12 protein-coding genes and 1 pseudogene are annotated in these 12,046 nt (G+C 38.2%); 4 read left to right on the top strand and 9 right to left on the bottom strand.

The features are described from left to right. Positions 1 to 63: 63 nt before the first annotated feature. From EP073_RS14130 to EP073_RS04520, 9 genes and pseudogenes are all read right to left on the bottom strand, one after another. A pseudogene (locus EP073_RS14130) lies at positions 64 to 255 on the bottom strand (transposase); the annotation flags it as partial. Between the two features lie 56 nt (positions 256 to 311). Then, positions 312 to 1,517 carry a HipA domain-containing protein gene (locus EP073_RS04555; protein ID WP_283808387.1) on the bottom strand — a complete coding sequence of 402 codons (1,206 nt, stop codon included), beginning with the start codon at positions 1,515 to 1,517 and terminating at the stop codon, positions 312 to 314. 56 nt (positions 1,518 to 1,573) lie between these two features. Next, positions 1,574 to 1,819, bottom strand: coding sequence for a helix-turn-helix domain-containing protein (locus EP073_RS04550; protein WP_128465989.1), 246 nt, complete (start codon positions 1,817 to 1,819; stop codon positions 1,574 to 1,576). A gap of 175 nt (positions 1,820 to 1,994) precedes the next feature. After that, positions 1,995 to 2,753, bottom strand: a complete 759-nt coding sequence (locus tag EP073_RS13965; RefSeq protein WP_241654049.1) for an SEC-C metal-binding domain-containing protein — start codon at positions 2,751 to 2,753, stop codon at positions 1,995 to 1,997. Positions 2,754 to 3,076: 323 nt separating this feature from the next. Next, the gene (locus EP073_RS04540) at positions 3,077 to 4,390 is read right to left on the bottom strand and encodes a type II toxin-antitoxin system HipA family toxin (RefSeq protein ID WP_128465988.1); all 1,314 of its coding nucleotides are present in this window, start codon (positions 4,388 to 4,390) and stop codon (positions 3,077 to 3,079) included. Continuing rightward, positions 4,390 to 4,635, bottom strand: coding sequence for a helix-turn-helix domain-containing protein (locus tag EP073_RS04535; protein WP_128465987.1), 246 nt, complete (start codon positions 4,633 to 4,635; stop codon positions 4,390 to 4,392). The genes EP073_RS04540 and EP073_RS04535 overlap by 1 nt, the downstream gene beginning before the upstream one ends. A gap of 146 nt (positions 4,636 to 4,781) precedes the next feature. After that, positions 4,782 to 5,252, bottom strand: coding sequence for a hypothetical protein (locus EP073_RS04530; protein ID WP_128465986.1), 471 nt, complete (start codon positions 5,250 to 5,252; stop codon positions 4,782 to 4,784). A 50-nt stretch (positions 5,253 to 5,302) separates the two neighbouring features. Next, positions 5,303 to 7,252 carry a UvrD-helicase domain-containing protein gene (locus EP073_RS04525; protein WP_128465985.1) on the bottom strand — a complete coding sequence of 650 codons (1,950 nt, stop codon included), beginning with the start codon at positions 7,250 to 7,252 and terminating at the stop codon, positions 5,303 to 5,305. Continuing rightward, positions 7,237 to 9,222, bottom strand: a complete 1,986-nt coding sequence (locus EP073_RS04520) for an ATP-dependent nuclease (protein WP_128465984.1) — start codon at positions 9,220 to 9,222, stop codon at positions 7,237 to 7,239. The genes EP073_RS04525 and EP073_RS04520 overlap by 16 nt, the downstream gene beginning before the upstream one ends. Positions 9,223 to 9,449: 227 nt before the next feature. Between EP073_RS04520 and EP073_RS04515 the strand changes: the two genes are divergently transcribed. From EP073_RS04515 to EP073_RS04500, 4 genes are read left to right on the top strand one after another with little or no spacing between them, the layout of a single operon-like run. Next, positions 9,450 to 9,671 carry a hypothetical protein gene (locus EP073_RS04515; RefSeq protein WP_128465983.1) on the top strand — a complete coding sequence of 74 codons (222 nt, stop codon included), beginning with the start codon at positions 9,450 to 9,452 and terminating at the stop codon, positions 9,669 to 9,671. A 10-nt stretch (positions 9,672 to 9,681) separates the two neighbouring features. Then, entirely contained in the window at positions 9,682 to 9,882 is a 201-nt protein-coding gene (locus EP073_RS04510; RefSeq protein WP_128465982.1) for a hypothetical protein, read from the top strand. Next, complete coding sequence (locus EP073_RS04505; RefSeq protein WP_128465981.1) at positions 9,873 to 10,832, top strand: MvdC/MvdD family ATP grasp protein; 960 nt, start codon at positions 9,873 to 9,875, stop codon at positions 10,830 to 10,832. The genes EP073_RS04510 and EP073_RS04505 overlap by 10 nt, the downstream gene beginning before the upstream one ends. 13 nt (positions 10,833 to 10,845) lie before the next feature. Beyond that, complete coding sequence (locus tag EP073_RS04500) at positions 10,846 to 11,481, top strand: hypothetical protein (protein ID WP_128465980.1); 636 nt, start codon at positions 10,846 to 10,848, stop codon at positions 11,479 to 11,481. Positions 11,482 to 12,046 lie beyond the last annotated feature (565 nt).

Below are 12,046 nucleotides of genomic sequence, written 5' to 3'. Positions count from 1 at the left end.
AATGTCTTTTTTGACTTCTGCCCTTTCGCCGTATTCCATGATGAACCGATTCATGGCTGGGAGTCAGTCCCTCTGTGGCATAGTCTACTTTTTGGATGCCTGTTTGATAGCCAAATAAACCTTAAAAGCTTATTTGTCACTCGGAAAGATTTTTCTGTTTTTTACAGCCTTGCGGATAACACTGTTCAAGGATTATATTGCGTTGATAGTATATATTATTTTCCAGATTTCATCGCGATAGTCAAATAGAGAGATTTACAGGATCACTTTGTATGAAAGCCCTTTTGACCATTGTTAAATAACTATGAACTCTATTTAACTTCAGGAAGCTCCTTTGCTACCTCAATATACCTTTCTGCATTCCTTTTCAATAAAGATATGAGCTCACATGCGAAATCCGATTCTTCATCTGATAATTCCATCCCTGCAGTCAGATCTCCGATCTCAGTTTTTACAGATTTTGCCAGCTTTTCCATCATCCGTGCCGCAAAACGGGGCTGAATACCACAAGTTTCACACATCTCAGCCAAATCATAAGCATATATTTCCGGCGAAAAGGTATCTCCGATGCCAATTGCCAGACTTTCATTATATTTTCCCTTGTATACCGTGATCGAAAGCATGTCATAAAACGGAGCCATGCTTATTTTATCCGACGAATAACGCCATGAAATGTTTTTACCATGAGCATCGCAATTACCTATCAGAAGATTGAACAGCACCCAGTTCAGCATATCTCTGACGGCTGCGGCAGGAACTGAGCATAATTCAGCAGTCCGAAATAGCTTTGCTAGCGATACTCCTTCTCTGAAATTCTGTACATCACGTCCATCGCCATAAACTCGCTCATACTTATAAAACGGCGGCATATCAAGCATCTGGCAACCGTCGATGATGTGATTTCTTTCAACCCTGTCTTCCATTAAAATACGGTCAAAACGCTTCACGTTAAGCACAGGTTCATCAAACCGCAGAATTTCAGTCTCTGCAGAGGGCAAGTTCAGCCTTCGGGCAAGTGTCATGCAAAGATGCTCGTTCAAAACAATATGCTCATCCGCATACCTACAGAACTTAAGTATATGGGTAGATGCCAGCTTCCCTTCACCGAAGCCGAATCTGCCGTCAGGAGTAATAAGCACAGGTAACTTTTCCTGCACGCCCGCCACAGACAGCCGGACTTTGCCGTCCCACAGAGTGATAGGAGTGCCCCTGCGTTCCCTTATCCTCTCTCTGAGTTCTTCCTGCGAAATCTCCCTGAAAGCGGTTTCTTCCGTCTCATCCGGAGCTGCATGAAATGATAATGCTCCTGCCGTTTCAGCTCCGATTGCCTTGATCAGACCGAACACATTCCCTTTAGAAATGTGCATCATCGCAGAAAGCTCATCAAGCCCCTTACCTTCAGGCAGCAGATTCATCAGAAAGCGTTTCACTGCGCCCGAGTCCCCGTTGTCAAACACGAACGGAGACAGCTTTAACGTTTTATCATCCAGCCTCAGTCCGAACCGGTCCTCTTTCATGTCATGCTCAATGAAGCCTATATTCTCCCTGTTCAGCTTCAGATACAGTCTGCCGTTCATGCTTCGATTCTCAGAGTTACGCCGAGCATCCTGCATACCTGAAGAACAGTGCTGAATTTAACATCGGCTTTGGCATTTTCAAGATTTGTTATGGTACTTACGGAAACATTGCACAAAGCGGCGGCATCATGGACAGTCAGACTGCTGCCCGTTCTCGCCGCTCTTATGAACTCCCCCAACACCTCTGCACTTCTGAGCAGCTGAGGTTCCGGCATCTCTGCTTTTATGATTTTCTTAGCCATGTTCATATCCTTTAATACTACTATAGCAGAATTATTATACAGAAATATGGGTAACGCAACATAAATACTGGTGAAGCACTATTATAGACTGACATTGTACTGGAAAGATAATAAATTTTAGTCAAGCAGTATTTATAATAAGTAGGCTGGAAAGGAGGGGAAAAAGAATAATTTTTTACGGCTTTGTTTGATTCAAATAAACCACATTATCATTCTTTCCGCAGCATTTTTTATACTTCAGTCCGCTGCCGCAGGAACAAGGATCATTTCTTCCGATTTTGTCCTTCTTTGCCTCCTGTCTGACAGGTTTGGGCATATTTAAAATCCGGATGGAGTTAGCAATATCAGTGAGCATGATCAGGTTGGCAAGGATAAAGCAGCCCATATGTCTGTATGCTGCAGCCCTTTTACCTTTTTCCGAAAGCTCTGCAACAGTCTTTGCCGCAACCCTGCTCATCATTTCGCACAGTTCCGCATAATCAGCGACTCCAGTCTCGCCTGCTGTTTTATCGTTAAGCTCCAGAGCAAACAGTTCATCCTCATAATGCTCTAAAATGAACTCAAAACCGCTGATACACTTATGAAGAAGTTCTATCAACCCTTTCTTGCCGTATACATCAACCACGTTATTAACGGCAGCTTCGGTTATAGCGGCAACATCAGAGGGAAAGCTATTATCTTTATCTTTCATAAAAAAACGTGAAATAGAATTATACGTATCCATAACCAGAGTAACGGCTTTTTGCGCTTCTTCCATATCCGGCAGTTCTTTTTTTGAAAATATCTCTGACATAAAAAGATTTAAATGTCTTGCAGGGTTATGCTCTGTAGGCAGAACCATATTCTTCATACCGAACAGAAGAACCTCATACATCCTTATTCCGTATGGGTTATCGTGCGGGAAATCTGTTATGTTTACTGTTTTATTCTTCATAATACCTACTTTACACACAAAAAACATAATTTGACATTAAATAATTGTCTGCAACTCTCGGAACTATACCTATTTCTTACAACTTCTCCGCTGAATTCTTAAACATATCAAATATCGGCTCAGGCACTAAATCAGGAAAATAAGGAGGCAGTTGACTTTATAGGTAGTCCAGCAAATCTGCACAGTGTACTAAGGAGTAAGAAGCATTTACATAAAATTTAAAGAAATTCCGCCACACTATTAATGGAAAATTTCACATATAGAGCTAAATAACCGCTGCACAGTGATTAACAGCATCTCTGCAAAGGAAAATGTAAAATGGACTACACTAAAAATGTCTTCACTTGTCCATTAAGCATACTGAATATAGGCTCTGATACCGAATCAGGGAAAAAAGGCGGCAACAGAGCTTCAACATTGCTGACAGCCTTATCAACTGAGCCGATAACCTCATCCATTATCGTTTTTATTTCTTTTTCAGGAAAGCTGCACAGCTTGGCAGTTGCCAGCCAGTGCCTTTGCTGTATTTCTGCCCATCTGTAGTGTTTTGATTTCCCGGACACGGACATAGCCATCTTGACATTCTGCAATGAAAGCTCTTTCTTGGCTACTAACGGATAAACCGACATCACATCATAAAGAGGCGTAAGCCTGAAACGTCCGCCCTGTTCAAGGAATATGCTGAAATTCTTGGCATGACCGTCTGTTGCTCCCAGTAGCCAGAATACAAACCCAGCCTTCATGAATATCCTGCGATCTTCAATACTGTTTGCAGAGCCGAGTAAAAGCTTCATTATGCTTTCAATCCCTGCGCCACCGCTACTCTCGTATTTTATTGCAGGGGATATGCCCATCGCCTGACACATATCCTCCTGAGGAAGACGGAACAACCATGAACCGTCCTCAGACCATTTTCTGTCGAAGCGTTCGACAACGAGAGCCTTCATATCTGCAAATTCTTTGATTTCAGCATTTGCAACAGGCAAACCGAATTCTTTGAGCAATAAATGGCACAGCCATTCATTTTCAACACTGTCCGATAAATCAATATTATTGTGCTCTATTCTGCCTATAGGGAGCTTGAAAATATGGCTTGTCGGAGTGGAGCCTGACGGTCTGCACCATTGTCCTTTATATGATAAAAAAGCTGTTTTTTCCTGCGCTCCGGCAATTGAAATTCTGAAATCATCTTCGTCGTTCATACCGAGCGGCATGGATCTGTAGTTTTTTAGAATTTCAGCAATACTACTATCTGTCAAAGGCTCTGCAACTATCCGGTGAAAATCATCTGTTTCAACACCTTCCGGCAGCATCTGCAAAGCGCCTATGCAGTCCTTGCCTATAACTGCAAGCAGGTCAAAGCTGTCTCCTTTGGCAATACCGAATCTCGCCTGTATCCTGTTGCGTATAGGCATGCTGTCCGGAAGAAGATTATCAAAATAGTTTTCGACAACATCTCCCGTATGACGCTTCAAAACTATAGGGAGGGAAAGAGAGATTGAACGACCAAACGCAGAATTCATCCACTCATCATCGTAAAGCAGTTCCAGCCTTCCTGATGAAAGACGGTTGAGCTTACCGACTGCTTCGCCGTTCATAAAAAGATTGAGACTTGAAGATTTTCTTCTGCGTCCCATTACCAAGCATCCGGATTATTTTTCTTTTTCCGCTCGTTGAAAGTCATATCAGCTTCAAGTGCAGATATAAGACGAAACAAAGTGCTTAATCGCAAATCTCCGCTTGCGGTTTCAATGTTGGATACGGTTGACTGTTTGACACCGACAAGATCCGCCAATTCCTTTTGCGTAAGCCCCTTTCTCTCACGAAATGCTTTAATCGCCTTCCCAAGAATCTTTGCAGATGATATAATCTGATTTTGCATACTTATCACCCTTAGAGGATATATCCTAAATATACCCTTAAAAGGATAATTGTCAAATATGGTTTATAAAGGATAAATTTTTTCAGAGTAACATTATAGATAATTGCAAAAATAGAACAGAAAACTTTCACCGAGAACCGTTAAGTTCAGTCAGTACTTTCATACTCATTTTCATTAAAAGAAACGTAATAAATAGAGCCTGTGCCATATCTGAGTTCATCAGCAAAAACGGAAAACTTAGTTGTTTTATTAAATCCCAATAAGGCATGAAGACTGTTGAATATATATAAAGGTAAAGATACATAGAAGGTAATATGATCTTTACCTCGCTGCTTTTGTATAAAGCCAATGTGATTAACTTTGCCTGTAAGAGTATCTTGAGAAAGATGTTTTTCAAACTCAAAGGATGCAAACAAAACCATATTGCAATAGTTTATGTTTTTTATTTGGGGTGAAATAATTTGGCATGAGATATTAAGAGATGAGTTACATCCCACTCTTTCGCTACCTTTATCTTCAAAATAGTAATTAATACCAAAATTATGGGATGCAGACCAGTCTAACGCTTTAAAGTCATAATAGATTCTTTTTCTAATCTTGCCTTTTGGTTTTCTCATGATTTTAATCGCTCAGAACATAAGATTTCGTTATACCGCTTATCCTGTTTTTATAGGAATTCATAATCAATATTATGTCCACTTTTTATTGAGAAACTATTCAAAGCGCTTTCAATGATGGATTGGTTAAAATCGCTGGGCAAATGTATGTATAAATCTTCTTTTGCACGGCTACAAGCAACATAATACATACGAGTAAATTCTTGCGCGGAATCTTCAGCTAACAACTGCGGGTTTGAGAACATTCTTTCAAGCGTGATATTATCCATGTTGCTCCGCGGGTTTGGTTTTAAACTAACAACTACGCTTTTCCATTCAAGCCCCTTAGCTTGGTGTACAGTCATATATTTGCTACCTGCAGAGAAAACTTCTGTAAACAGTTTATAAGATGTTTGCCAATTTAGACTGCTCACGTTATTTTTCAAATCTTCTCGGTCGGCTTCGTCAAATACAGGAATTTTGAAATCAGAACCCAAAATGCTGATAATCTCCGAAAACTGTGGATCTGCAGTTTTAGTGTTGAAATCTCCAATAACATTTACCGTGGTTTTATCAATTGTGAAGTCTGAAAGAGCTTCAAAGATAGAGGAAGAGAGCTTCTTGATTTGAGAAATTAACTTTGGGGTAATCAACTTTGGCTCGATAGGTCTGTAATACGAAATAGCTCGTAATACATCAACAAACGAACCGGTACGAAATCCATTCCATAGACTAAAGATAAATCTGAATGCTCTAACCCAAGTTACATAACCATGTTCTTCGATGTCTCGTCGAATATCAATCGGTGAAGTATAATAACTATTGTAAATTTCGCGAAGGCTTTGAACTTGAGGTTGTGTCACCTCATTGATATATTCGAATGCCGCTGCCCATGTTCTTGTCAATACTACACCACCATCAGCAACAATTCGTGCGATATGACGCATCTCTGCATCACCACTTCCAATAATGAAGTGAATTTTTTTAGATTCCGTTTGTTGTCTTACGGTGTCATCGGCATATGTCTTTATGCTTATTTGCGATACATTTGCGTCAGATTGCCGAAGATAATTACAAAAGTTAACAATGTTAACAGTAGACCGTCTATTTCCATTGACAACATATTCAATTAGTTCTCTATCGCTCTCTAGTGCAAATCCTGCAAATTGCGACGGTTTAGCTCCTTGAAAGCTATAGATAGATTGTGCTAAATCACCTATGATGCCAAGCACGGTAGATTTATGACCGATCATTTTAATCAGTTTTGTCTGCAGAGGGTTCGTATCCTGAAATTCATCAACAAAAATAAAAGGAAACCTGACTCTTGTTGCATAGAGTGCAGTATGATTCTTTTCGAGGATCCGATACCCAAAATATAGTATCTCGTTATGTGTCAATTTTCTAACGATTGACCAGACATACTCTTTTATCGGCAATATATGTTCTTCAGCTATTCGGGACGATGCATGAAATTTTTTATTCATATTTTTTGAGGCAAATCCATCGGGATCGCTGTTGTAAGTACCAATATCGATACAGACATCCCCCATAATTTTTTTGCTGTACTCTGGTTTGTTTGTTTCATCAGTGATATCAAGAATATATTGGAATATTTCATCTTTATCGACGCCATGCAATATTCCCAAACCTTCTACTTGTGAAGTAATTTGACCCTTTTCGCTTACGATTATTCCAAAATCGTCTTGCATTATTTGCCTTAAATCCTGTTGAAATGGATTGATGATATGTTCAATAATAAAACCATGAATCGTATACACTTCCACAGAATCGGCATATCTATCTAAGCGACGCTTTATTTCATCAACCGCAGCATTAGTATAAGTTACACATAGTACCTTTCGTTGATGGCTCTGTGCCACTAGTGGGTAAGTTGTTACAATATGTTTTACATTTTCAACCAAGAAATGTGTTTTACCTGCACCTGGGCCAGCATAAATCTTGGCGTGTTTATTGAGTTGCTCATTAGCAAAAATATCGCCGGAAGTTATTTCAACAGCCATATTAGTCCATCCTTAATATATTTCGGCACAATAAGATTGTTAGAGATTGCAGTATCAGTCAGAATATTCAGTGCAGTATCACCTTTTTTGGCTTCGGCATAATAGAGAAATAGTTCAGCGAAAAATAAACGCTTATAAAAATCCTCTTTAGAATTATCAGAAGTAATTACAGTGTTAAATTCATCTAACAGTTTCGTAATCAAAGGTCGAGAACGTCCGTCTATCTCTTTGTGTTTTTCGATATTATTCCACACAGCATAATCAAAACCGTATGTATCAGCAAAACTCGAAACACTTGGACTCGCCACGAGTTTGAACAATGCCTTCCCAACAGCAGTATTATCTAAGTTTGTGAAAAAAAGCTCATCTTCAAACGTTCGTCCTCCGAGATTTTGGGTATATATTTGAAAGTTATTGATCGGAAAGCCTTCTTTTAAGTCCTCAATGTGCGAAGTTGTGCCATTTTCATACTCTGAATAACATTGTATAGCACCGTCATCTCGCCATCGGAAATCTCTATCAGTGATGCAAAGCACTTTTTTGCTTACTGCGTTGCCGTTAAAAAGCTCGACAAAGTGACCAAAATGCTTGCCTCCAATCTCAACGACTGAAATATGTTCATCTTCATACGGACAACCGCATTTTTCCATAAATAACGGCAGCAGTAGTTTTTCGGCTATGCCTTCAACCAATATCACTTTGTCAGCAAAAAGCATGTCAGATCGGGTAACATCGAGAAACTTTGTCAGATGTATTTTTGCATCTGGCTTCGTAGCAAAATGAACCGCCAAGCTCTGCTGTTTACAGTTTGATTGCCCATTCACACGTTCATGTGCTAGCATATACATATTGTCAATACCGGCAACTGCAGAAATATTGCTTGAATGCGTGGTTACAAAAATTTGTTGATTGAGCTTGTCTGTTTCGTCCAGTTTACGCAGATATTTGAAAAGTTTATACTGCATCGCAGGGTGCAGGTGAGCCTCAGGCTCCTCTAGACATAGAATCCGGAAATCTCTTCCTTTGCGTATTTCCATCAATTTTATGAGCATGTATATACTGATTAAGTTGTTATATCCTAATCCATTGTAATCCAATGGAATATTATAATCTGCATGAGTATCTCGCACCTCAGTTACATAAGCGTCTCCAACCGATACGCTTGGGCGCAAATCATGGGATATCGTAACATTTCCGCGAGTAAGACCTATATCGTTATTTTCATTTTCAAAAAGTTGTGAAAGTTTCTCAAGAGCCGGTTGCAAAAGATCTTTCATTTGAATTGATATGTCTGACTTTAACTGTTCTAAAGCTGTAATGTTGTTCTGGTCTTTTGCAAATTTATCTATCTCACGGCGTGTTTCTTTACTAACAGCTTCGCTCGTTCTTTCAGCACCAATAAAGCGAATGTCAAATATTCCCAAAGCGTCTTTTCTGTCTGCAACCGTATCGTTTGTTCCGTTATAATATGACCATGAATAACGAGAGATAAATGATTTTAGCACGGTCACAAATCCGTTAAAATCTGTAATGTCAGAAATCGCACTTTTATAATCGCCAAGAACCTTAACATCAAGCGAACAAACCGCTTTTATTACAGCTGTAACATCATACTGATATACTCCATTCTCTTCAGTTAAAGTCTCGTTCAGATTATCCATCCCCAGGAATGGCAATAGCCGGATAATGCTTTCATCTTCCGTGTCACTCTCCAATATCAAATGGCGAATAGTGTATGTAACCTCTATTTGAGGAGCCTCATTACGGTATTTATTATTAAATTCTAATAGGTCATTTTTATTAAAATCATCCACATATACTGAGGGATCTTTTAGGAGTCTAATTGCGTAGAGTAATCCTGTTTTACCAGAGTTATTTGCACCAATAATAACATTAAGTCCTTTCTGAAATTCCATGGAGAAGTTCTGAAAACACCGATAGTTTTTGATAGTAATTTTTTGAAGATACATACCGTCTTCTCCTGCAGTATTAAATATCAATTATACCTTTTTTATAAGTTATTATCACTTTGAAAACAATATATAATGACCTGCATCAATCTAATATGCTTTTAAAGTGTCTACAAAACGAAAACAAATCCACATTGACACTACTCTTCCTATGCTATAATCTGTGAATATGTTTATAATTGCATTCGTATAAACCAATAATGGCTACGCACTAAAAAGGAGTTCAAATGGAAAAACGAAGCTATTTACTCAGTCAGGCAAAAGAAGTCAACCCTGCATATTCAACAACCCAGTGGGTATTCAATGAGAGTTTGCAGTTTAACACAATAGCAAATGAACACAAAGAAATTACACCTGTTTGTTTAATATCGTCAATCATAACAGGTTCAAAGACAGAAGCATTCCCTGGAGATGATGATCCTGATCCAGATGCTGAATTTTGCTTTTAAAGATGGCATCATGAGCAACAACAAAATAAAGCCGACTTTTCTACTGTCAAAAGCAGTAATAGCTCCAAAAGAACCATGTACAGAATACAAAAATAATATAATTTACACAGAACAAAATTACCTAAATTTAATCAGTTTAGTAACACAATCAAAGACATTCGTTGCTCCATCAGATGATGATCCAGATCCTGAGGCTGAATTTTGCTTTTAATAGTTTCCAATAAAAATGATATTGCAACTGATTATCTAGTATATCGCCTTTATGAAAGAGATATTCCTTTCGTTAGAATAAACACTGAAGAATACCTTTCTAAATGGGAAGTGCATTTCTTTATTAATTCTCAATCAGCGTCCTCTCAAATTACTTTTTCTAATAGGTCACCAATTTCTGTTTCCGAAATCACAGGGGCCTATATCCGACAACCACGTCTTCCACAAGTTGATGTAATGGATAATGAAAAAGAATTTGCAAACAGAGAAGTTGGAGAATCTTTAAAATCATTATGGCGCAATATAAGTGACGATATCTGGCTAAATGCTCCTCACAATATTCTGAGAGCAAGTAACAAGCCTGAACAGTTAAAGCTAGCAGTCGACATTGGTCTAAACATTCCCAGTACATGTATATCTGCTAACCAAGAGATAATACGAAAGTTTTACAAAGAAAATGCCTCGAATATAATAGCTAAGGCTGTTAAAAATGGTTTTTTATTTAATGGTGTCGAAGCAAAAATAGCCGGAACTCAAATGATCGACCAAAAATATATAGATACTATCGAAAACTATGCCTATATTCCTATGATATTTCAGGAAAAAATAGAAAAAGAGTTTGATATAAGAATTACTGTCGTAGGCAATACCGTTTTTTCGACAGCCATTTATTCTCAAGATTATCATGAAACATCTATTGATTGGCGATTGGCAGATCATTTTAATATCGAATTAAGGCAAGAAAAAATCGTTTTACCTCCTGCTATAGAGTCTAAATGCCAAAGACTGACACAACATTTCAAACTCAAATATTCTGCGATTGATATGATTAAGGCAAGAGATGGGCGTTACTATTTTTTAGAGCTCAACCCAAACGGTCAATGGGCTTGGCTTGAGCAGGCTGTGAAGCACCCAATACGTGATGCTTTAATTGACACTCTGTTGTGCTGAAGGGAATTAAGCAATGGAAACAATTGAAAGTTTAAAAAAAAAATTAACATCAGAAAGTCAAGAAGTTCTCACTTTATGCGGTGAATTTCTTGACCAAAGAATTGAAAAAGAAAGACTAAGAGGAGAATCCGCCGAAAATAGAGCTAATATAATTTTAACAGCATCAGGTGCTGCTTCTGCATTTTTAGTCTTCTTTTCTGATAAATTACCAGACGTCACTAGTTCAAATAATGCACTCTTCACACTAATATACGCTGTATCAGCACTTTGGCTTTTGAAATCTGTCTGGTATTCAATAAAAAGCATAAGTTCACAAAGCCGATTACAAATCGTTGCTGATAACGTTTTTGAGTTTCAGAAAGAAGATAGACTAAATGCAATGAAAATGATCATTTCGAGCAAGCTCTGGGAGTTACAAAATTCAATACAACCTAACTCTGAACGTCTATTCTATGTGCAAAGAGCACAACGTGCACTAATTGTATTTATTAGTTTACTTTTACTTGAAGGGCTAGCTCTTTTGACAAAAAATATTGCAATAATAAATCAAAATAAGTGCCTAATTATAATATTTATTTTACTCTCCGTATTTTCCTTTTTCTTTGGAGATAAACTTATAGAAAAGAAAGGAATCTGGAACTACAATTAATCCTATCCTCTCTCTACCTGAAATAAAAGAAGGGTTAGTAAGGAGTATTGAGAACTTTCAGGGTATGGTCAGGAAGTAGCAATGTTTAACAGGAGGTAATTGAAAAGACTTCGAGAGGGAAATGCCGCTTTAAGGCAGCTGATTAAGCAACTTACTGAAGAGTCTGAACTCATAAAAAACACCAGAGACGAACTTATGACCTTGTTTCCGGTTTTTCATGGCGGTTGCTGAATGCGATTGAGCAAGACAACCTAGACTACTTGAAAGACGAGCATCTTCAGGAACAAATTAAACAATTCAAAAAAATATGGGAAGACTATATCGCTGAATTTAAAGAAAAACCGCCAACTAATATAGAAATCGCTCATCTAGAAGTACTTCTCAGTAATGTTCACTTCTTAGATTTACTTCTCAACCACAAATGCTCCGCAGGAAGAGCCATCAGAGCATCTTACGCAAGACCATCATTTTAGCCTTATGAACCCGCAGAGTGTGGAAAATTACTAATCCGTTGCATATTGATGAGTTTAGCTATTGAATTATTACGGTTTTGTGATCTAAAATA

Source organism: Geovibrio thiophilus (assembly GCF_004087915.1).
Lineage (GTDB): Bacteria > Chrysiogenota > Deferribacteres > Deferribacterales > Geovibrionaceae > Geovibrio > Geovibrio thiophilus.
The sequence above is the reverse complement of the archived record's forward strand: the minus strand, read 5'-3'. Positions and strand labels throughout refer to the sequence as shown.